General features: G+C 68.8%; 16 protein-coding genes and 2 pseudogenes. 15 read left to right on the forward strand and 3 right to left on the reverse strand.

Going from position 1 to position 20,637, the window contains the following annotated elements; all coding sequences use genetic code 11:
• Nucleotides 1–12: 12 nt before the first annotated feature.
• Genes ngcE through ACQRWP_RS16135 form a run of 4 tightly spaced genes read left to right on the forward strand, consistent with a single transcriptional unit; the run spans nucleotide 13 to nucleotide 4,458 of the window.
• Nucleotides 13–1,437: an N-acetylglucosamine/diacetylchitobiose ABC transporter substrate-binding protein gene (gene ngcE, locus ACQRWP_RS16120; protein ID WP_430503052.1), complete on the forward strand. Its 1,425-nt coding sequence runs from the start codon at nucleotides 13–15 to the stop codon at nucleotides 1,435–1,437.
• Nucleotides 1,437–2,345, forward strand: a complete 909-nt coding sequence (locus tag ACQRWP_RS16125) for a carbohydrate ABC transporter permease (protein WP_430503053.1) — start codon at nucleotides 1,437–1,439, stop codon at nucleotides 2,343–2,345. Before ngcE ends, ACQRWP_RS16125 begins: the two co-directional genes overlap by 1 nt.
• On the forward strand, nucleotides 2,342–3,229 hold the full coding sequence (locus ACQRWP_RS16130) for a carbohydrate ABC transporter permease (RefSeq protein WP_430503054.1): 888 nt from the start codon (nucleotides 2,342–2,344) through the stop codon (nucleotides 3,227–3,229). Before ACQRWP_RS16125 ends, ACQRWP_RS16130 begins: the two co-directional genes overlap by 4 nt.
• A gap of 38 nt (nucleotides 3,230–3,267) precedes the next feature.
• A complete protein-coding gene (locus tag ACQRWP_RS16135; protein WP_430503055.1) occupies nucleotides 3,268–4,458 on the forward strand; it encodes a glycosyl hydrolase in 1,191 nt (396 codons plus the stop codon).
• A gap of 131 nt (nucleotides 4,459–4,589) precedes the next feature.
• Here ACQRWP_RS16135 and ACQRWP_RS16140 read toward each other — a convergent pair whose 3' ends face one another.
• On the reverse strand, nucleotides 4,590–6,029 hold the full coding sequence (locus ACQRWP_RS16140) for a PLP-dependent aminotransferase family protein (protein ID WP_430503056.1): 1,440 nt from the start codon (nucleotides 6,027–6,029) through the stop codon (nucleotides 4,590–4,592).
• A gap of 47 nt (nucleotides 6,030–6,076) precedes the next feature.
• Between ACQRWP_RS16140 and ACQRWP_RS16145 the strand changes: the two genes are divergently transcribed.
• Both ACQRWP_RS16145 and ACQRWP_RS16150 read left to right on the forward strand, forming a co-directional pair.
• A complete protein-coding gene (locus tag ACQRWP_RS16145; RefSeq protein WP_430503057.1) occupies nucleotides 6,077–7,426 on the forward strand; it encodes an FAD-binding oxidoreductase in 1,350 nt (449 codons plus the stop codon).
• A 366-nt stretch (nucleotides 7,427–7,792) separates the two neighbouring features.
• Nucleotides 7,793–8,620 (forward strand): endonuclease/exonuclease/phosphatase family protein, encoded by an 828-nt coding sequence (locus ACQRWP_RS16150; protein WP_430503058.1) that lies wholly within the window; start codon nucleotides 7,793–7,795, stop codon nucleotides 8,618–8,620.
• 234 nt (nucleotides 8,621–8,854) lie between these two features.
• Here ACQRWP_RS16150 and ACQRWP_RS16155 read toward each other — a convergent pair whose 3' ends face one another.
• Nucleotides 8,855–9,421 carry an LURP-one-related/scramblase family protein gene (locus ACQRWP_RS16155; protein ID WP_430503059.1) on the reverse strand — a complete coding sequence of 189 codons (567 nt, stop codon included), beginning with the start codon at nucleotides 9,419–9,421 and terminating at the stop codon, nucleotides 8,855–8,857.
• Nucleotides 9,422–9,888: 467 nt separating this feature from the next.
• Between ACQRWP_RS16155 and ACQRWP_RS16160 the strand changes: the two genes are divergently transcribed.
• Together ACQRWP_RS16160 and ACQRWP_RS16165 are read left to right on the forward strand one after the other, a co-directional pair.
• Nucleotides 9,889–10,560, forward strand: coding sequence for a GAF and ANTAR domain-containing protein (locus ACQRWP_RS16160; RefSeq protein ID WP_430503060.1), 672 nt, complete (start codon nucleotides 9,889–9,891; stop codon nucleotides 10,558–10,560).
• 37 nt (nucleotides 10,561–10,597) lie between these two features.
• Nucleotides 10,598–11,329, forward strand: coding sequence for a GAF and ANTAR domain-containing protein (locus ACQRWP_RS16165; RefSeq protein WP_430503061.1), 732 nt, complete (start codon nucleotides 10,598–10,600; stop codon nucleotides 11,327–11,329).
• 93 nt (nucleotides 11,330–11,422) lie between these two features.
• Here ACQRWP_RS16165 and ACQRWP_RS16170 read toward each other — a convergent pair.
• A pseudogene (locus ACQRWP_RS16170) lies at nucleotides 11,423–11,812 on the reverse strand (nitroreductase/quinone reductase family protein); the annotation flags it as partial.
• Between the two features lie 541 nt (nucleotides 11,813–12,353).
• Here ACQRWP_RS16170 and ACQRWP_RS16175 point away from each other — a divergent pair.
• From ACQRWP_RS16175 to ACQRWP_RS16205, 7 genes and pseudogenes are all read left to right on the forward strand, one after another.
• On the forward strand, nucleotides 12,354–12,674 hold the full coding sequence (locus ACQRWP_RS16175; protein WP_430503062.1) for an SPFH domain-containing protein: 321 nt from the start codon (nucleotides 12,354–12,356) through the stop codon (nucleotides 12,672–12,674).
• Nucleotides 12,675–12,754: 80 nt separating this feature from the next.
• The gene (locus tag ACQRWP_RS16180; protein WP_430503063.1) at nucleotides 12,755–15,157 is read left to right on the forward strand and encodes a phosphoketolase family protein; all 2,403 of its coding nucleotides are present in this window, start codon (nucleotides 12,755–12,757) and stop codon (nucleotides 15,155–15,157) included.
• 46 nt (nucleotides 15,158–15,203) lie between these two features.
• Complete coding sequence (locus tag ACQRWP_RS16185) at nucleotides 15,204–16,196, forward strand: Acg family FMN-binding oxidoreductase (protein WP_430503064.1); 993 nt, start codon at nucleotides 15,204–15,206, stop codon at nucleotides 16,194–16,196.
• A gap of 79 nt (nucleotides 16,197–16,275) precedes the next feature.
• Nucleotides 16,276–18,942, forward strand: a complete 2,667-nt coding sequence (locus ACQRWP_RS16190) for a cation-translocating P-type ATPase (RefSeq protein WP_430503065.1) — start codon at nucleotides 16,276–16,278, stop codon at nucleotides 18,940–18,942.
• Nucleotides 18,943–18,994: 52 nt separating this feature from the next.
• Nucleotides 18,995–19,327, forward strand: coding sequence for a cupin domain-containing protein (locus ACQRWP_RS16195; RefSeq protein WP_430503066.1), 333 nt, complete (start codon nucleotides 18,995–18,997; stop codon nucleotides 19,325–19,327).
• A gap of 46 nt (nucleotides 19,328–19,373) precedes the next feature.
• Nucleotides 19,374–20,225 carry a universal stress protein gene (locus ACQRWP_RS16200; RefSeq protein WP_430503067.1) on the forward strand — a complete coding sequence of 284 codons (852 nt, stop codon included), beginning with the start codon at nucleotides 19,374–19,376 and terminating at the stop codon, nucleotides 20,223–20,225.
• A 123-nt stretch (nucleotides 20,226–20,348) separates the two neighbouring features.
• Nucleotides 20,349–20,441 (forward strand): annotated as a pseudogene (locus tag ACQRWP_RS16205) (IS5/IS1182 family transposase); the annotation flags it as partial.
• Between the last annotated feature and the right edge of the window lie 196 nt (nucleotides 20,442–20,637).

The following is a 20,637-nucleotide window of genomic DNA, read 5'->3' on the forward strand; positions in this document are numbered from 1 at the left end:
AAGGCCCAGCTGATGAACCGTTCACCCCTGTCCGGACCGTACCCCACAAGACGAACCGTGCTGCGCGCGGCGGTGACCGCCGGTGTCACGCTGCCCCTGCTGAGCGCCTGCGTGACCAGTGGCAACGAGGACCAGGATCGAGCCGCCGGAAACACCGGCGCCAAGAGCGCCGACAACCCGTTGGGCGTCAAGGCGGACGCGCCGCTCGAGGTCGTGATCTTCAAGGGCGGGTACGGCGACGAGTACGCCAAGCGCGCCGGGACGCTCTACACCCAGAAGTACGCGGGCGCGAAGATCGACCATCAGGGCATCCAGAAGATCGGTGAGGCGCTGCAGCCTCGATTCGTCGCGAACACCCCGCCGGACGTCGTGGACAACACCGGTGCCAGCCGCCTCGACATCGCGACGCTGGTCTCCGCCAAGCAGGTCAGTGATCTCAGCGAGCTGCTCGACGCCCCCGCCTTCGACGACCCGGGCAGGACGGTGCGCGACACGTTGCTGCCCGGCGTGATCGACGACGGCACGTTCGACACGGTGCCGCTGACGCTCAACTTCACCTACACCGTCTGGGGTCTCTGGTATTCCAAGCCGCTCTTCGCGGCGAAGGGCTGGACCTTCCCGACGACCTGGGACGACATGCTCACGCTCTGCGCGACCATCAAGGCGGCCGGCATCGCGCCCTGGATCTACCAGGGCAAGTACCCGGAGTACATCAACGACCCGCTGCTCAGCATGGCCGCCAAGACCGGCGGGCCATCGCTGGTGAAGGCCGTCGACAACCTCGAGCCGAACGCGTGGAAGGCGCCGGGTCTGCTCGGCGCGGCCGAGGCGTTCGCCGAGCTGGCCGGCAAGGGCTACCTCATGTCCGGCTCCGAGGCGCTGTCGCACACCGAGGCGCAGGCGGCCTGGTCGCAGGGCAAGGCAGCGATCATCCCTTGCGGGTCCTGGCTGGAGAGTGAGCAAAAGGGCGTCACGCCCGCGAATTTCGACATGGTCATGGCCCCGGTGCCCGCACGGACGACGGCGGACGCCCTGAAGCACACGGCGGTGCAGGCGGCGAGCAGCGAATCGTTCCTGGTGCCGGCGAAGGCCAAGAATCCCGCCGGCGGTATGGAGTATCTGCGGATCCTGTTCTCCAAGCAGTCAGCGAAGGCGTTCGCCGAGAGCGCCGGGACCCTGCCCGCCGTGGCCGGGGCCACGGACGGCCTCACACTGAGCAGCGGCCTCGGTTCGGTGCGCGACGTGGTCCGGGCGGCCGGCACCGAGACCTTCACCTACCGCTTCCGCACCTGGTACGCCCCGCTGGCCAAGGCCGTCGACGACGCCACCGGCGAGCTGGTGAACAGGCGGATCACCGCCAGGCAGTGGTCGGACCGGATCCAGAAGGCGGCCGACGGGCTGGCCAAGGACTCCACCGTGAAGAAGTACACCCGCTGATGAGACACGGTCGGTGGCGGTTTCTGGCCGGCGCGCTGGTGCCCGCGCTGGTGCTGCACGCCGTGTTCGTGCTGTCGCCGTACGCGCAGGCCTTCTACCTGTCGCTGACCGACTGGACCGGCGTCGCCGGCGAGGCGCGCTTCGTCGGGGCGGGCAACTACGCCCGCCTCGGCGGCGACTCCCTCTTCCTGCACGCGGTCCGAAACAACGCGGTGATGCTGGTCGTGGTGCCACTGGTGACCATCGGCATCGGGCTGTTCCTGGCGAGCATGATGCACCTCGGTGGCCGCGGCGGACGACGGGGGATCGCGGGCTCCAGCGCGTACCAGATCGTCTATTTCTTTCCGCAGTTGCTGTCCCTGGTGGTCATCGCGGTGCTGTGGGGGTTCGTCTACAACCCCAACAACGGGCTGCTGAACGGGGCACTGCGGTCGGTCGGCCTGGACGGGTTGACCCGGAGTTGGCTCGCGTCGCCGTCCCTGGCGCTGATCGCGGTCATGGCGGTCCTGGTCTGGTCGTCGGTGGGCTTCTACGTGGTGCTGTTCAGCGCGGCGATCGACAGCATTCCGCGGGAACTGTTCGAAGCGGCGTTGCTCGACGGAGCCGGCGGCTGGGCAACCTTCCGCACTGTGACGTTTCCGCTGATGCGAGAGAGCGTGCACGTCGCGTTCGTGTACCTGGGCATAGCCGCATTGGACGCCTTCGCCGTCGTCCAGGTGATGACCGTCGGGCCCGGCGGACCGGACGGCGCGACCGAGGTGATCGGGCTGTCGCTCTACCGCAACGCCTTCCAGTACGGGAAGTTCGGCTATGCCTCAGCCATGGGAGTCGCCCTGTTCTTCGCCACGCTGACCCTGGCCGTGCTGGCACTGCGGTCGGGCCGCAAGGAGAGGCTGGAACTGGCATGACCGTGACACGTGAGCGAGCGGCGGCGGTCGCTGCCCGGCCCACCCCGGTACGTCGCGGCCGGCGCTCCGGAACCGCCTTCCCGGTACACCTCGCCATGCTGGCCTGGGCCGTCGTCACCGCGCTCCCGCTGCTCTGGGCGGTGGTCAGCTCCTTCAAGACCGACGACGAGATCCTCAACGAACCGTGGTCATTGCCCGCCGCACCACAGTTCGACAACTGGTCCCGGGCGTGGACCCAGGCCAGCATCGGTCGCTACTTCCTCAACAGCGTCATCGTCGTGGGTGGCGCGCTCGCGCTGACCATGCTGTTGGGCTCGCTGGTCGCCTATGCCCTGGCACGCTACGAATTCCGCGGCAACCGGTTCATCTATTACACCTTCGTCGCGGCGATGTTCTTCCCGGTGTTCCTGGCATTGGTGCCACTGTTCTTCGTCGTCCAGCAGCTGGGCCTGCTGGGCACGTACCACGGTCTGATCCTGGTCTACGCGGCGTACGCCGTACCCTTCACGGTCTTCTTCCTGCACGCGTTCTTCCGCACGCTGCCCGGGGAGGTGGCGGAGGCGGCATTCATCGACGGATGCTCGCACGGCGGGGTGTTCTTCCGCGTGATGCTGCCGATGGCCCGGCCGGGCCTGGTGGCGGTCGGCATCTTCAATTTCCTCGGGCTCTGGAACCAGTACCTGCTGCCACTGGTTCTCAATCCCGACCCGGACCGGTACGTCCTGGCGCAGGGTCTGGCCGCCCTGTCGGTCAGCCAGGGGTATCGCAGCGACTGGAGCGGCCTGTTCGCCGGTTTGACCATCGCCATGCTGCCGGTGCTCGTCGCCTACGTCGCGTTCCAACGGCACATCCGCGCCGGTATGACCGCTGGCGCGGTCAAGTAGGTCCCCTTTCCACCCCCACCCATCGGAGGACCCGGCTCATGCACATCGACAAACGTAGATCAATAGGGTTCGCGGGAGTAGCGGCCCTGCTCGGCACGCTGGCAGTCTTCAGCAGCGCACCGAGTGCCTCCGCCGCCGAATGCGGTTACCTGTTCGACGACTTCTCCTACACATCGTCGAGCGACAGCTCCCTGACCGCGCACGGCTGGACCCCGCGCAGCTACTCCGGCGGTCCGGGCGTGCCCGGAGCGACCTGGTCGCCGAGCAGCATCACCTTCCCCACCGTCAGCGGCCAGAAGGTCATGCAGCTCACCGCCTCGACCGACGGCACCGGCGCCGGCACCAACCAGGCGGAGCTCTACAGCACCCAGAAGCGCTACCTCGAGGGCACGTACGCCAGCCGGGTGCGCTTCACCGACACCCCCACCAGTGGGAACGACGGCGACCACATCAACCAGACGTTCTTCACGATCAGTCCGTTGAACGGTGACCTCGACCCGACCTACAGCGAGCTGGACATCTCCGAGTACCTGCCCAACGGCGGGTGGGGCGAGACCGGCCCGATCAACTACCAGACCACCTGGTTCACCTACCGCAACGACCCCTGGTACGCGGACAACGTGCACTCGGAGCAGCGCAGCAGCCTCAACGGCTGGCACGACCTGGTGGCGACGGTCGCGAACGGACACGTCATCTACTACATCGACGGCGTCCAGGTGGGCGACCACTCGGGCAAGTTCTACCCGCGGCAGACCATGACGATCAACTGGAACCTCTGGTTCATCGACACCGCGGCCCACACCGGCGGGCTGAGCACCTACATCCAGCAGGTCGACTGGGTGTTGTTCGCGAAGAACCAGGTCCTGACCCCGGCGCAGGTGACGTCGAAGACGACGGCGTACCGGTCGGCGGGCAGCACGTTCGCGGACACTGTCGCTTCCACGGGCACCTGCTCAAACCCGACGAACCCACCGACCACGCCGCCCACGACCCCGCCCACCACGCCGCCCACCACGCCGCCGCCGGCCGGCAATTGCTCCACCGCACCGGAGTGGGCCTTCGGCACCGTCTACACCGGCGGCCAGACCGTGAAGCACGAGAAGAGCAAGTACGGCGACCCGAGCGGTCCGTCGTCGGGTGACGGCAAGCACCTGTGGCGGGCGCGGCACTGGACGCAGGGATCCGAGCCAGGCTGGACCCAGCAGTGGGAGGACCTCGGCCGCTGCTGAGCGGCATCCGACCGCGCAGCAGTTGACCGGATGTGCGCGGCCGGCCGCAGGTCACCGGCCACCTAGGATCTTGTCCACGAGCGGCGACACCCGTCCGGTGCTCAACTGGCCGGACGGGTGTCCCATGTTCGCTAGTAGTGGCCAGGTGTCTCGCTGCTATCGCCGACGGCCTCTGCGACCGCGTCGGCAAGGGCTGCCACTCCGTCGGTGATGGAGCGTTCGGTGAGGATGGCGTAGCCGAAGATCAGCCCGCCGGGTCCGACAGGGCTCAGTCGGTACCGGGAGACGCCTTGCACGACCAGTCCGCGCCGGGCGGCAGCAGCCACGACCGAGGCCTCGTCGAGGCCCTGCGGGAGCCAGGCAACGACGTGTTGGCCCGCCGCGACACCGACCGGTTCCAGTTCGGGAAGCCGTGCGTGCAGCGCGGCCAGGAGTGCGTCGCGGCGGCGGCGGTAGACCGGGCGCATGCGCCGTAGGTGCCGGTCGAATTCGCCGCGGGTCAGGAAGTCGGCGAAGGTTAGTTGGTCGATGACGGGAGAGCCGCGGTCCGCCCGTACCTTCGCCGCCGTGATGTCGTCGACCAGGTGTGACGGCGCAAGCAGCCACCCGAGGCGCAGCCCTGGCGCCAGGGTCTTGCTCGCTGTGCCGCAGTAGACGACGGTGTCGGGCGCCAGCCCCTGCATGGCGCCGACGGGCGAGCGGTCGTAGCGGTACTCCGCGTCGTAGTCGTCCTCGATCACCACGGCGCCGCGACGCTGCGCCCAGCCGATGACCCGGGCCCGCGCGCTGGCCGACAGGACGCCGCCGGTGGGCCACTGGTGCGAGGGCGTCAGCACGACGGCGTCCGCGTCGGTCTGTTCGAGCTCCTCGACGAGAATGCCGTCTGGCCCGACCGGGACGCCGATCACCTCCAGGCCGACGGCGGCCGCGACGAGGCGGGCGTCGTCGTCCGCTGATGGGTCCTCGACGGCCACCCTGCGGGCGCCGCGCGCCGCGAGCACCTGGAGTATCAGCGCGACGCCTTGGCCGTAGCCGCTGCAGATCACGACGTTCTCCGGGCGGGCCGATGTGCCGCGGACCCGGCTGAGGTAGTCGATCAGGGCTGCGTGCAGTTCGGGTACGCCACGCCCGTCGAGGTAGGCGAAGCGTTCGTTCGGCGTGGTGGTGAGGACCGTTCGCACCGAACGCAGCCAGGCGGCCCGGGGGAAGGACGACACGTCGGTGCGGCCGTACCCGAAGTCGATCCGGGCCGCCGGCCGATCCCCGCCGCGCCGACCCGCCGACGGCGGAACCGGCTCGACCGCGACCTGGGTGTAGCCGCCCGCCCGACTGGTGAGGTAGCCCTCGGCGACGAGTTGCTGGTAGGCCTCGACCACGACGCCGCGTGAGACTCCCAGATCGGCTGCGATGGTGCGGGTGGGCGGCAGGGACGTCCCGAGACGCCACCGGCCGGCCCGGATGCTGTCCCGGATCGAGGCGGCAATCTGCCGGTGCAGCGGTTCGGCCGCGGACCGGTCGAGATGGATGAGCAGGTCCTCCGCAGTGCTCGAATTGGTCCTGATTCGGCCCATGAAATCGGACCTTACCGGGTGTACCGATTTCCGTCAGGCTCAGATGTATGACAACGACCAGTCCCCGCTTCGACGGCCGCCTCCTCACCCCCGGTAATCCGGGTTACGACGCGGCCCGCACCGTCTGGAACGCCATGATTGACCGGCGCCCGCGGGTGATCGTGCAGGCCGCGAGCGTCAGCGACGTGATGGCCGCGGTGCGCCTGGCCCGCGAACTCGACCTGGAGATCGGGGTGCGCTGCGGCGGGCACAACGTGGCCGGCCTCGCCGTCCCCGCGAACGGCCTGATGATCGACCTGACCCCGTTGAACGGCGTTCGGGTCGACCCGATCCGGCGGCGCGCCCGGGTCCAGGGCGGCGCGCTGCTCGGCGCACTCGACCAGGCGTCGCAGCCATACGGCCTCGCCACGACCGCGGGTAACGTCTCGCACACCGGGGTCGGCGGCCTGACCCTCGGCGGCGGCATGGGCTGGCTCGCCCGCCAACACGGATTGGCCTGCGACAACGTCGTCTCCTACACGATGGTCACCGCGGACGGGGAGGTGGTGACCGCGAGCCGGACCGAGAACCCCGACCTCTACTGGGGCCTGCGCGGCGGGGGCGGCAACTTCGGCATCGTCACCGACTTCGATTTTTACCTGCACCACATCGGAACGCAGACCCTGGTCGCCGAGTTCGACTTCCGCGCTGAGGATGCCGTACCGGTGCTCGAAGGCTGGCGGGACCTCAACGCCGTCGCGCCGCGGCAGGCAACCTTCACCGCCGATGTCCACAGCACGGCCAGGGGCCCTGTCGCCACCGTCGGCTTCGTATGGGTCGGCGACCCGGCACAGGGTCACCGGTTGCTGCCGGCGATGCGCGCGCTCGGGCGTCCGATCGCTGAGCGGGTCACCACCCCGTCGTACCGGGAACTGCAGCAACGCGACGACACCGTCGGCGGCCACGCTTACCGCCGGTACTCCAGCGCGCACTACCTGCGGCGGTTCCCCACCGCCGCGATCGAGGCGTTCCTGTTGCGCGGCGCGTCGGACCTGCACACCGGCGCCCACCTGGCCAACGTCGGCCTGCAGGCGCACGGCGGCGCCATCGCCGACATCGCGGACGCCGACGCGGCGTTCAGCTACCGCGGCACCATGTTCGAGTTCGGCGCCGGTTCCCGCTGGACCGAGCCATCCGAAGACGACATCCGGATGGCAGCGGCTCGCAGTGCGGGAGCCGCGCTCGACCCGTACGCCGACGGCGTCTACGTCAACTCGCTCGCCGCCGACGAGGGGCAACGCGGGGTACGCCGCGCATACCCGACCGCCAAGCTCGCCAGGCTCACCGCACTCAAGACGATCTGGGACCCGCACAACGTGTTTCACCTCAACCACAACATCCGGCCCCACAGCCAGTAGCGCAGCCGGCTACTCCTGCCCAGCCTGGTTAGAGGCTGTTCCGGGGGCGCACGGCCCTGACGGCTCTGCTTCGGCAATCCGCCCGCGGCCGTGGCTGACGAACCCTCACCGCCGATCGGTCGTTTTCGCTGCAACCTACGGCTGGGTTTGTTCGGACCTGTTCCGCACAGGATCGATACGGGTCACTGCGCCGCGCGCTCGATAGCTTCGACGCGCACCTCGGCAGTCCCATCCTGCTGACACCGCTGTCATGTCGTTCCCGTCGGAACCGGCGCCGAGGAGGCAGCGGCTCTGCTCGCGGCTCGTGCGACGGCACGAGCGGTTCGAGGAAGGATTTCCATGAAACGATCGCGTTCAGTCCGTTGGGTGGCGGCCCTTGTCGCACTCGTCGCCGGGCTCACGGCGCTCGGCCCGACGCCCTCCGTCCAGGCCGGGCAGGCGACATCGCCCCGCACCCAGTCCGCCGTCGCGGCGGCCGAGACCACTGTGATGACCTGGAACATCGCCGGTGGCGCGATAGACGCCGGCGCCGACAGGTGGGCAGAACACATCAACATGCTGCTCGCCGATGTGGTCGGTCTGCAGGAGGTGTGCAAACACCAGGTGTACGACATCGAGATGAACCTGGAGGAGGTCACCGGCGTCTCCTGGGAGTCCCGATTCGGCGTGGCCCAGAACTTTGCCGCCTCCTGCGTCGGCCCGTACGGCCAGGCCTTCATGATCAAGTCCTCGGCGCAGCCCCGGAACTGGCTCAACCACCCATATCCGCACGAGGAGGCGGGATGCGGGCAGGACCCGGAGGAGCGGGCGGCCCAGTCGGTGACGGTGACCCTGGGCGGCACCGACGTGCGGGTGTTCAACACCCACATGGCCACCGAGGGGCGCGCGTGGTGTCAGGTTCCCGTACTGATCCAGCTGGCCAGCCAGTGGCCGAACTCGATCGTGGTGGGTGACTTCAACCTGCGCCCGACAGACACGCCGATGCAGCAGTTCACCGCTGCCGGCTTTCGCGACATGCACCCGAACTCGTACCTGACAGTCAGCAACGACCCAGAGAACTGCAACAGGAAGCCGACCATCAAATTTGACTACATCATGGTCCGGGGCTCCGTCCGCAAGAGCTTCGACCTCTTCCCGATGTGCAACGACGCCTCCGACCACCGCGCGCTGATCGCCGGCGTACTCACGCCGTAATCGGTGTCCCGGAGGGCACGGCTGGCCCGGACGTGCCCTCCGGGGCGATCTGAAGCCGGTGGCGACCAACGGCTGGTCGGCAACACTGGCCACCGCTGGCCACTCCGGCTCTTGTCCCTGAAGGAGGGGCGCCGGTGATGCCCGTGTGAGGATCAGCAATCCGCCGCCGGTGAACGCGTGGGACCGTCCCGGCCACGAGCCCGACCCCGAGCAGTACCAATGCCGCCCAGCGGGTCAGTCGTCGTCGCCCTTCTTCTTGTCGCGGTTCATGGCCAGGTCGAGCGCGAGGACGCTGCCGATGATGAGCAGCGGGTCGACGCCGGCACTGACCTGCACGGCGTAGGTGTCCCGGATCGTCAGCCACCGCTTGGAGACCGAGGCCACCTCGGTACCGTCGCGTTCGATCACGTACTCGTGGTCGAGCAGGTCGCCCTTCATCTCCAGGTCGTCCGGCCCCGGCACGTCGATGGTGAACTTGTCGCGGAACGGCGTGAGCAGTTTCTTGCGGACCTCTGCGGCCTTCTCGCCGCCGATCCGGATCTCGTACGTCGGACGCAGCGCCACCAGGTGCCGGTGCAGCGTGGCGACCTCATGGCCGGCGGCGTCCTCGATGACGACCTTGTTGCGGACGCTGAGCACCTTGCCGTCGACGTGGAAGACCTTGGTGCCGTGCTCGTCGAGCACGTCGAAGTCGTCGCCGATCGAGAAGAACCGCTCCTTGATGACAAACATGAGTCGATTCTCCCCCACCGCACACCGAAGTGCCGGCCGGGCACGTCCGGCCCTTACCGCCGCCCTCATCGGTCCGCTCCGCAGAAATGACACCGCTTCAGCGACGCACGCCGAACCACCAGGCCTGACACCACGTCAACGTCGCGGCCGACGGCGTCGTGGTGGGTGATGGTGCCGCCGACGGCGAACAGCGCGTCGGAGACGGTATGCGTGTTCTGGTCCCACCGGGTGAGGGTGCAGCCCCGGCGGCCGCCGGCGTACGCGCCGACCGTCGTGCCACCGCCGTCAGCAGTAGGCCATTGATGCCAGCAACTGCGCAGCCGCCTCGGTCCGCACTTGGCGCCAAGCGGCGGCCCCTCGCCCGCAGCGGCCGGCCGTCAGCTTCTGCGATACGGTTTCCGAGTCAGCGACACGTTGACGTTCCGCTGCCCCGGCCCCCGGCAGCCTCCTTCTCGTGAAGGGTGCGGCCATGCGCGGCGCCACAGGTGAGCTCAGATGTATCCCGGCTGCCGGTCTGTGGTCCGGCGGTGAGCCCAGTGCCGACAGTTCCGGAGCCGGCTGATCCGGTCGTCACCCGGCTGCGCCGGCTCTGTGCGCGCGCGGTTATCTCCCTGCCCGCCGCGGGTGCCGGCCTGTCCGTGGTCGCCCGGGACAACCAGTTCAGCCTGCTCGCTGCTGCGGACGAGGCCAGCGAGCGCCTGGAGGAGCTGCAGCTCGTCCTCGGTGAAGGCCCGTGCATCGACGCCGCAGCCGCCCGCCGGCCGGTGCTGATCGACGACGTCGCAGATGTTGGGCCCGCCCGCTGGCCGGTGTACGCCGACGCGATTCGCGACGCCGGAATCCGCGCCATCTTCGCCTTCCCGCTGCAGGTCGGTGCCGCGCAGCTCGGCGTGCTGGACTTGTTTCGAGCGGAGCCGGGTGCGCTGTCCGGCCCCGAGTTACACCGTGCGCTCGACCTCGCTGACGAGGCGGTCACGATCCTGCTCGACGGCCAGGAGCGGAGCGGCGGCGAGCGGCCGAGCGGTGACACGATGGCCGGTCCGGTCGAACTGTTCCAGGCGCAGGGCATGGTGATGATTCAAATCGGCGGGACGCTTGCCGAAGCGATGGCCCGCATCCGTGCGCACGCGTACGCGGAGGACCGCCGTCTGATCGATGTCGCTCGCGACATCATCGGGCGTCACCTGCGGTTCGGTCGGACCGAGTGAATAGCGTGACAAGATGTCGGATGCCTGGGAGGCACCAATGAGTACGGTATCCGCCGAGCGGCTCTCGAAGATCTTCGTCGAGGTCGCCGACACGTTGGTTGACGATTTCGACCTGCTGGACTTCCTGCACATGCTCACGGTTCGCACGGCAGGTCTGGTCGGCGCGTCCGCGGTCGGTCTGCTGCTGGCCGACCAGCGCGGCCGGTTGCAGTTCATGGCTGCCTCGGACGAGCGAGCCCGGATCCTGGAGATCTTCCAGGTACAGGGCAGCGAAGGTCCCTGCTTTGACGCCTTCCGCACCGGAAAGCCGGTGCTCAACGCGGATCTCGAGAGTGCGGGCGAGCGCTGGCCCGACTTCACCCGGCACGCACTCACCGCCGGCTTCCGCTCCGTGCACGCGTTCCCGATGCGGGTGCGCCGCGAGGTCATCGGCGCGTTGAACGTCTTCGGCAGCGCGGTCGGTGGCAACTTCGGCGAAGCGGACGTGCAGATCGTGCAGGCGCTCACCGATGTGGCCGCGATCGGGCTGCTGCAGGAACGGGCCATCCGGCGCGGAGAGGTACTCACCGAGCAGTTACAGGGTGCCCTCAACAGCCGGATCGTCATCGAGCAGGCCAAGGGTGCTATCGCGCAGGCGCACGGCCTCTCCGTCGACGCGGCATTCACCGCGCTGCGCGGATACGCCCGCCGCACCAACCGCAAGCTCACCGATGCCGCCCAGGACATGCTCGCCGACCCGGACAACCTGGCCGCCCTGACCGAGCACTGACCCGGCCCGCCGAACGGTGGACGGAGCGTGGAAGACCGGGTATTGCGCGGCCACACGTTCGAAGTCGCAGGGCGGTGCCCGCCGGTCGATAGCCATGTGCGGTCGGGCTCCGGGAGCAACAGCGAGATAGCGGCGCAAAATGGGCGCGCGCGCATCGGCGTCGACCTCACCTAGCAGGACCTTCTCGCGTTTCCCGTGATGAATGACGGCGTGACCGTCTGCGGCTCGCACGTTGGCCACCCAGTTCGAGGTGGCTCCCAGCATCGATACGAGGTAACGCTCCCCCTGGTGCTCTGCGAGGACGAGGGGGAACGTCACGGGCTTACCGCTCCGCCGTCCAAGCACCTCCAACGTCACCCAGTTGCGCGGCGCGAAAATCCCACTACTGAACTGGAGGGCGGATATGCGGTTCAGGACGCGGGCCAGTCGGTTGGGGCGGCCATGCTGGTACATCCACTGAGCGAATTGATCGCGGATCGCCATCAGGAGATCTCTCTTGTCCGTGCGGCATGTGACCAGCCCAGCGCGAGTCTGATGCCGGCCAGCAGGTACCGCATCGCCATCCCGGTTATCCGGTCGTCATGAGCGCGCTGTCCGGCCGAAGCGTGTTGCTGGAATAGTCCCTTGTGCCCCGTCCTCGTCGTTCGGTGGTGATCACGGGAGCGGCAGCCGTGCTCCGGTACGGATCTCGCAACCGGTCGGAGACGCCTCAACCACAGCATGATCCACGAATGGTTGGAGATGCCGACGGCGACGGCGGGCTCAACGGCCACCGGGGTCCCGGGCGACAGGTCGACCGTACGCGCATTTCGCCGAGCGTGCCGTGTGGACCCAGCCGGCGCCCGCTGCCGAATGCCGTGAACAGGCGTAGGGTGGATATGTCGCCCTGGACCCCGGTGGCCTGGTAGTTGGCCGCTGTGCGTGTCGGGGCGCTTCTTCGCCTCCGCAGCGATCAGGTGCGTTTCTTGCGCAGACTGTTCTCGGGCACGGATACCCGGCTGCGGCCGAAGTCAGGATCTCGACCATGTGGTACCTGTGGACCGCCCTCGTCATCCTGTTGCTTTTCGCCTTGGCGTCGCTCGCCGTGAAGGTGACCCTGGCCGAGACCGACCGGATCAACGTGAACATTCGGGAGATCCTCGACGTCGCCACCGCCGAACGAGGCGTGGTCGTCACCCTGGTCGAGCTCAAGGACATCCAGCTGCCCGAGAGCATGAATCGCGCCATGGCCCGGCAGGCCGAAGCCGAGCGGGAAACGTTCCTGGCCCGCGAGAACAGCGCGGCAGCTGCCCCACCGCCCACGATGCCGATCAACGGTAGACCGCTGGCGCCGAGGGCCTCCTGAAAGTCGCGCACTGAGCAGATCGCGCCCCCGGCAGGCTGCCGGACACCCATTCCGGCATGACAGGAAAGGCGGCGGTCCTGATGACCGCAACCCGCACCGCGCCCTCGGACTACACCGGCAGTCTCCAGGTAACAACGGAGGAGCCGCTGGGCCTCGATGAGCTGCACCGCATCGACGCCTACTGGCGGGCCGCCAACTATTTGTCCGTCGGGCAGATCTATCTGATGGGAGACCCGCTGCTGCGCGAGCCGCTGCAACCGGCGCAGGTCAAACCGCGGCTGCTCGGGCACTGGGGCACCACCCCCGGCCTGAACCTGCTCTACGCCCACCTGTCGCGAATCGTCGCATCCCGCGGCCGGGAGGTCATCTACGTGACCGGCCCGGGCCACGGCGGCCCCGGGCTGGTCGCGAACACCTGGCTGGAGGGCACCTATTCCGAGGTCTACCCGCGGATCTCCCAGGACGAGACCGGGATGGGACGGTTGTTCACCCAGTTCTCCTTCCCCGGTGGCATACCGTCGCACGTAGCACCGCAGACTCCTGGCTCAATACATGAGGGCGGTGAGCTGGGCTATTCACTGTCGCACGCATACGGGGCCGCCCTGGACAACCCGGATCTGGTGGTCGCCTGCGTGATCGGCGACGGTGAGGCCGAGACCGGCCCGCTGGCCGCGTCCTGGCATTCGAACAAGTTTCTCGACCCGGTCGGTGACGGCGCGGTGCTGCCGATCCTGCACCTGAACGGCTACAAGATCGCCAACCCGACATTGCTCGCCCGGATCGGCGACGACGAACTCGCTGCTCTGCTCACCGGCTACGGGTACCAGCCGTATCTTGTCGAGGGCACCGAACCAGCACTCGTACACCAGCAGCTCGCCGCGACCCTGGACCTCGTCTTCGACGAGATCGCCGAGATCCAGCGCGCCGCCCGGACCGGCGAGAGTGTCGACCAGCCGCGCTGGCCGATGATTGTGCTGCGGACACCGAAGGGATGGACCGGCCCGAAAGAGGTCGACGGCGTGCCGGTCGAGGGCACCTGGCGCGCCCACCAGGTACCGCTGTCCGCCGCCCGCGACGACCTCGCACACCTCGCGCTGCTGGAACAGTGGATGCGCTCCTATCGGCCGGAGGAGCTTTTCGACGCGGACGGGGTACCCGTGCCGGCGATCGTGGAGTGGCTCCCGCGCGGCGATCTGCGCATGTCGGCGAACCCGCACGCCAACGGGGGACGGTTCCCCCGTGACCTGGAGCTGCCGGACTTTCGGGCGTACGGCGTCAAAGCCGGCGAGGACGCCGAGGCGACTCGGGTGCTGGGCGGCTGGCTGCGCGACGTGATGGCGGCGAACGAGGCGTACCGTGATTTCCGGCTGATCGGTCCGGACGAGACCGAGTCGAACCGCCTCGGCGCCGTCCTCGAAGTGACCGACAAGGCATGGCAGGCCGACGTCGAGCGGACCGACCTGCATCTTGGTCGGCAGGGCCGGGTCATGGAGATCCTGTCGGAGACCACGTGCCAGGGCTGGCTCGAAGGGTATCTGCTCACCGGCCGACACGGTCTGTTCTCCTGCTACGAGGCGTTCATCCACATCGTCGACTCGATGGTCAACCAACACGCCAAATGGTTGAACGTGACCAGGCATCTCAGCTGGCGCAAGCCCATACCGTCGCTGAACTATCTGCTCACCTCGCACGTCTGGCGCCAGGACCACAACGGCGCCTCGCACCAGGACCCCGGGTTCATCGATCACGTGATGAACAAGAAGCCCGAGGTCGTCCGCGTCTACCTCCCGCCGGATGCGAACACTCTGCTGTCGGTCGCCGACCACTGCCTGCGCAGCCGGGACTACATCAACGTCATCGTCGCCGGCAAGCAACCCGCCCCGACCTGGCTCGACATGGACGCCGCTGCCCTGCACTGCGCACGGGGTCTGGGTATCTGGGACTGGGCAGGAAACGACGGCGGCGACCCGGACGTGGTGCTGGCTGCCGCCGGTGACGTCCCGACGTTGGAGGTCATGGCCGCGACAGATCTGCTGCGTCGGCATCTACCCGAGCTCAAGGTCCGCGTGGTGAACGTGGTGGATCTGATGCGGCTGCAGTCGGAGTCGGAACACCCGCACGGGCTGCCCGACGCGGAGTTCGACGCGATCTTCACCACCGACCGGCCGATCCTGCTGGCGTACCACGGTTACCCATGGCTGATCCACCGGCTGACCTACCGTCGTCACGGTCACCACAACCTGCACGTGCGCGGGTTCAAGGAGGAGGGCACCACGACCACACCGTTCGACATGGTGGTGCTCAACGACCTGGATCGCTTCCACCTCGTCATCGACGTCATCGACCGGGTCCCCGGCCTCGCCCGGCGCGCCGCGGTGCTGCGCCAGCAGATGGTCGACAAGCGCGCCGAGCACCACGCATACATCCGCCGCACCGGCGAAGACCTACCGGAGGTACGCGACTGGACCTGGCCCACGGCATAACCCGGCACGTCCAGTTCTTCGCTCAGGACCGCACGAGGAGACAACGATGACTTCCACTCCGACTGCTGACGCTCAGACCGTGACCCGGGCGCTGACCAACGCCACCATCGCGGCGAGCCACGCCCCGTCGATCCACAACACTCAACCGTGGCGGTGGCGTACCTACGGCGATCACCTCGATCTGTTCATCGAGGAGAGCCGCACCCTGGCCGTCACCGACCCGGACCGCCGCCTGGCGATCCTGAGCTGCGGCGCCGCGCTGCACCACGCCCTGATCAGCCTGGCCGCCGACGGCCGGCAGGCCACCGTGACCCGCCACACCGACAACGCCAGGCCCCGGCACCTCGCGACAATACGTGTCGACGCCCGGATACCGGTCGAGCCCGCGGCGATCCGGCACCTGCAGAGCGTCGCACTGCGGCACACCGACCGCCGGGCTGTCAGCGGCACCCCGGTCGACGCGGACACACTGCGGTCGATCGCCGCCGCCGTCGAGTCGCAGCAGACGCTGCTGCATGTGCTGCGCCCACGCCAGGTCCTCGACCTGGCGTCCGCCTCGGATCACGCCCACCGCATCGAGTCCGATGACGAGGCCTGGCAGGCGGAGCTGCTCCACTGGACCGGTGGTGCGCGCACCCTCGGCACCGGCATCCCCGATGCGGTCATCCCCCGCGAGGCGTCGCCCACAACGGTGCCAGGGCGCGACTTCGGCCACCCCGGCGACATGGCCATCGCCGACACCCATGACCGGACGGCGGTCTTCGCGATCCTCCACGGACCCGGTGACGGCGACCCCGACTGGTTGCGGGCCGGTGAGGCACTGTCCGCGGCATGGCTCAAGGCCACCGAACTCGGCGTCTCGGTCGTACCGCTGAGCGCCGCCATCGAGGTCACCGTTACCCGCGAAACCATCAGGCACCTACTGTCCGACCTCGGCCATCCGTACCTCGTCCTACGGTTCGGGGTCCTCGACCACGACACCGCCGGGCCGTCGCACACGCCCCGCCTGCCGGCTGACCAGACCGTCGATCACCGGTGAGACGGCGAGGACCATCACTGTCCGCCAGCCGCTACGGCGAGGCACCGATCGCACCCGTCCGCGGGAGGAGACAAGCAGGATGACTCCGCCGATCAACGACCCCGTGGGCATCGACGCGCCGGGCGGGAACACCAGCGTCGCCGAACCTCCACGGTCGACGAGCCCGCGCAGCGGTCTCTCCTCGGTAGAGGCGGCTGATCGGCTGGTACACGATGGCCGTAACGTGCTGCCCGCACGGCGCCCGCCGCCGGTGTGGCGCCGGGTCGTGTCGCAACTGCGTGACCCGCTCGTCCTGGTCCTGCTCGCCGCTGCCGGCTTCACACTGGCCACCGGCGACCTGACCGACGCGTCGGTCATCCTGTTCGTGATCGTCGTCAACACCACGGTCGGTGTGGTCCAGGAAGTCAAAGCGGAACGGGCGATATCCGCGCTGTCTGCGCTGACCGCACCAGACGCCCGGGTGGTGCGTGACGGCGGGCAACGTGAGGTGCCCGCTGCCGACCTGGTCGTCGGTGACCTGCTCGTTCTTGCCGAAGGTGACATCGTGCCCGCCGACGCCCACGTCGTCGAGGCCAGCGCCCTGCTGATCGACGAAGCAGCGCTGACGGGTGAGTCCGCGCCGGTCGACAAATCCGCCGACCTGGGCGGGTCGATGGCGGACGTGTCCGCGGGAACTGTGGTCGTTCGCGGGCGCGGGTACGCCATCATCACCGCGACCGGCACGGCCAGCGCCATGGGCCGCATCGCCGCGATGATGGTGACCACCCCCGCCCTGACCCCCTTGCAGCGCCGCCTGGTCGGAGTGGGCCGGCTGCTCGCCACCGGCGCCGTGGTGCTGTGCGCCGTTGTCCTGGCCCTCGGCCTGTTCCGCGGGCAGCCGCTGCAACTGATGATCGTCACGGCGATCACCCTGGTGGTCGCGGCCGTCCCCGAGTCCCTCCCGGCTGTCGTCACCCTCAGCCTGGCGCTCGGCGCCCGCCGGATGACCGCGAAGCACGCCGTCATCCGGCGGCTGCCCGCGGTCGAGACCCTCGGCTCGGTCACCGTCCTGGCCACCGACAAGACCGGCACCCTCACCGAAGGTCAGATGGTCCTGCGACGGCTCTGGACCCCCACTGGTGACGCCCTCGTCGACGGGTCCGGCTACGCACCGCACGGCGACATCCACCGCGACGGCATGGTAGTGGCCGACGGTGACGCTCCCGACCTGTCAGAGCTGCTGCGGGCCGCGGTGTTGTGCAACGACGCTTCCCTGCACGCGCCGGACGGCGGTGACCCTGGCTGGCTGCCAGTCGGTGATCCCACCGAAGTGGCCCTGCTCACCGCCGGCGCGAAGCTCGGCATCGACCGCGAGGCTCTACAGGCCCAACTGCCCCGCATCAGCGAGGAACCCTTCGACAGCGTCCGCAAACGCATGTCGACCACCCACCAGCTCCCCGACGGCGCCATACGGATTGTCTGCAAGGGCGCACCCGAAGCGGTCCTGCAGCCGGCAGTCCTCGCCGACAGTGCTGACTTGATCGACCTGGCAGCGGCCCGCGCAGACGCATTCGCCGGCGACGGTTACCGGGTGCTCGCGGTGGCCCAGTCCGACCGTGCAGCTTCCACCGATCATGGTGCCCCGGAGCAGGGTCTGAGCCTGCTCGGTCTCGTCGCGATCCTCGACCCGCCCCGGGCATCGGCTGCCGCGACCATCGCAGCCTGTCAACGCGCGGGCATCATCCCAGTGCTCATCACCGGTGATCACCCAGCAACCGCCGGTGCGATCGCCGTCGAGCTCGGCATCATCGATGGCGGCGACGACGTGGTCGATTGCCGTACCTCCGAACCTGACGCACGCGCCGGACAGGGCGCCCGGGTCTTCGCCCGGGCGACCCCGCAGCAGAAGGTCGCCATCATCGACGCCCTCCGCCACGCCGGGCAGGTCGTCGCGATGACCGGCGACGGTGTCAACGACGGCCCAGCCCTGCACCGAGCCGACATCGGCGTCGCGATGGGCAAACGGGGCACGGAGGTCGCCCGCCAAGCCGCCGACCTGGTCCTGGCGGACGACGAACTCGGGACCGTTGTCGCCGCGGCCGAGGAAGGCCGCCGCGTGTACGCCAACATTCGGCGTTTTCTGCTGTACGCCTTGTCCGGTGGCGCCGCGGAGATCACCGTGATGCTGGTCGGACCGTTCGTCGGCCTTGCCCTGCCGCTGCTGCCCGCACAGATCCTCTGGATCAACCTGATCACCCACGGACTGCCCGGTCTCGCGTTGGGCAGTGAACCCGTCGACCCCGACGTCATGGCCCGGCCGCCGCGGCCGCCGTCCGAGACGATCCTCGGCGCCGGGCTGTGGCAGCGCATCCTGCGTGTCGGCGCGGTCATCGCCGCAATCACCATCAGCGTTGGCATCTGGGCGCACGCCACCGACCGCCCATGGCAGACCCTGACGTTCCTCGCCCTCGGCGTCACCCAGCTCGCCGTCGCGCTGGGCTCCCGAGCCCGGCCCGGAACCCGAGCCAACCCGATGCTGCTCGCCGCCGTCGGCACCGCACTCGCCCTGCAGCTCGCCGCCATCTACACCCCGCCGCTGCGCCAACTGCTCGACACCGAACCGGTCACCGCCACCGACCTGCTGATCGTGATGGCCGTCTCGACGCTGGGCTACGCCGCCATCCGCCTCGACCGACGCATCCACCCGGCCACCCCCACAACAGGCAAGACGGGCCAGCCCGTCCTGGCATGCCCGGAGTCACCCTGAGCCGGCCGGGCGGCCCGCAATAACCCGTACGACCACACCGACAGGACACCGAATGCAGAAATCCTCTCTGACCGCGCTGGCCCGCCAACAGCTCGAGCTCGCGCACGCCGCCTCCAGCGGCCGCAGCAGCTCAACAGTCTACGGCGGTCACGAGCACCAACTCCGCCAAACGATGATCGCGCTGACCGCCGGCCGGGTGCTCAACGAACACGAGAACCCTGGCGAGGCCACCGTCCACGTCCTGCACGGCCGGGTCCTGCTCGGCGCCGGCGAGACGTCCTGGGAGGGCGCACCCGGCGACCTGCTGATCGTGCCGGACTGCCGGCACACCCTGGAGGCGCTCGAAGACGCCGCTGTGCTGCTCACCGTGGCCAAGAAATCATGACCGGCCCGCTGAAAACATCCTCGAACATCCACCGGAGGGCAGGCCAATGACCGGCAGACATATCCTCGTCGGCGTCGACGGGTCCGACTGTAGCCTCATCGCAGTCGACCTCGCAGTCCACGAGGCCACGCTACGCGGACGTCCGGTACGCATCGTTCACTGCGACCCCTGGGCCAACCACCCCGCCTGGGTGAACAACGACCCAGCCAGCGAACTCACCGCCGGCCTGCTGTCCGAGCCGCAACAGGCCATCCAAGCCGCCATCAACCGCGCGGCAGCCGCTCAAGTCACAGTGACGGCAGAAGTTCTGGCCGGTGACCCTGCCACCGTCCTCATCCGCGAATCCGCCCACAGCGACCTGCTCGTACTCGGTCACCGCGGCCGGGAAGGCTTTTCCGGGCTGCTGCTGGGCTCCGTCGCGATCAAGGTCGCCGCGCACGCCACCTGCCCCGTGATAATCACCCGAGGCGTCGCTCCGGTCACCGGCGACATTCTGGTCGGCGTGGACGGATCCGCCGCCGACGACGCCCCGCTCGGTTTCGCCTTCCACGAGGCATCGCTGCGCGGAGCCGACCTGCGAGCAGTGCATGCGTGGCAGCGGACCCATCTCAGCACTCCTGAGTTGCTGTTCCGTTACGACCCCGAAACGGAAGACGCCGCACACGCCCGGATACTCATGGATGCCGCGCTGACCTGGTCCCATAAGTATCCGACGGTGACGATGCACCGGGACCTGACCACCGACCGTTCCGCCGACGCCATCGTGGGGGCCAGCGCGAAAGCCCAACTCGTGGTCCTTGGCGCCCGCGGCCGCGCACACCTACCGGGCAGGCGCCTTGGGTCGGTCAGTCACGCCGTCCTACACCACGCCGCCTGCCCCGTCGCAGTGGTCCGCTGATCCCTCCGCTATCGGCGATCATCACCCACGGCCGGATCCGTCTGCGGTTCCGGCAGTGCGCGCCAAGCCGCGCCGATGGCGTAGCGGAAAGCAGCGGGAAGGTGGCCAGCCCGCCCCCGAGTCGTCGGGCTGTGGAAGACCTGCCACGAGCGCCTGCGCCACTGGACGGCGGATGGACTCTGGGGTCGGCTCCTCGCGGCGGCGCAGGCGTACGACGGGACACTGGACGAAGTCCTAGCGGGCTCGGTGGGCCAGGCCCGCCGGTCACGTAGTTCGGCCTTGACGGTGGCGAAGATGGATTCAGCGACGGCCCTTCCCCAGCATTAATGTAAGCCCTTCCCACTGACGAAACGGCGTTCGTGAGATCAGCTCGCGCGATGGACCACGCTGCCCAGATGCGAAGACACGGCAG

Origin of the sequence: Micromonospora trifolii (assembly GCF_050516465.1) — a bacterium.
GTDB classification, from domain to species: Bacteria; Actinomycetota; Actinomycetes; order Mycobacteriales; family Micromonosporaceae; genus Micromonospora; species Micromonospora trifolii.

Bases quoted from the DNA above. Each gene is read 5' to 3' on its own strand.
- ngcE (WP_430503052.1), top strand. From the start codon at position 13: ATGAACCGTTCACCCCTGTCCGGACCGTACCCCACAAGACGAACCGTG.
- ACQRWP_RS16125 (WP_430503053.1), top strand. From the start codon at position 1,437: ATGAGACACGGTCGGTGGCGGTTTCTGGCCGGCGCGCTGGTGCCCGCG.
- ACQRWP_RS16130 (WP_430503054.1), top strand. From the start codon at position 2,342: ATGACCGTGACACGTGAGCGAGCGGCGGCGGTCGCTGCCCGGCCCACC.
- ACQRWP_RS16135 (WP_430503055.1), top strand. From the start codon at position 3,268: ATGCACATCGACAAACGTAGATCAATAGGGTTCGCGGGAGTAGCGGCC.
- ACQRWP_RS16140 (WP_430503056.1), bottom strand. From the start codon at position 6,029: ATGGGCCGAATCAGGACCAATTCGAGCACTGCGGAGGACCTGCTCATC.
- ACQRWP_RS16145 (WP_430503057.1), top strand. From the start codon at position 6,077: ATGACAACGACCAGTCCCCGCTTCGACGGCCGCCTCCTCACCCCCGGT.
- ACQRWP_RS16155 (WP_430503059.1), bottom strand. From the start codon at position 9,421: ATGAGGGCGGCGGTAAGGGCCGGACGTGCCCGGCCGGCACTTCGGTGT.
- ACQRWP_RS16165 (WP_430503061.1), top strand. From the start codon at position 10,598: ATGAGTACGGTATCCGCCGAGCGGCTCTCGAAGATCTTCGTCGAGGTC.
- ACQRWP_RS16175 (WP_430503062.1), top strand. From the start codon at position 12,354: ATGTGGTACCTGTGGACCGCCCTCGTCATCCTGTTGCTTTTCGCCTTG.
- ACQRWP_RS16180 (WP_430503063.1), top strand. From the start codon at position 12,755: ATGACCGCAACCCGCACCGCGCCCTCGGACTACACCGGCAGTCTCCAG.
- ACQRWP_RS16185 (WP_430503064.1), top strand. From the start codon at position 15,204: ATGACTTCCACTCCGACTGCTGACGCTCAGACCGTGACCCGGGCGCTG.
- ACQRWP_RS16190 (WP_430503065.1), top strand. From the start codon at position 16,276: ATGACTCCGCCGATCAACGACCCCGTGGGCATCGACGCGCCGGGCGGG.
- ACQRWP_RS16195 (WP_430503066.1), top strand. From the start codon at position 18,995: ATGCAGAAATCCTCTCTGACCGCGCTGGCCCGCCAACAGCTCGAGCTC.
- ACQRWP_RS16200 (WP_430503067.1), top strand. From the start codon at position 19,374: ATGACCGGCAGACATATCCTCGTCGGCGTCGACGGGTCCGACTGTAGC.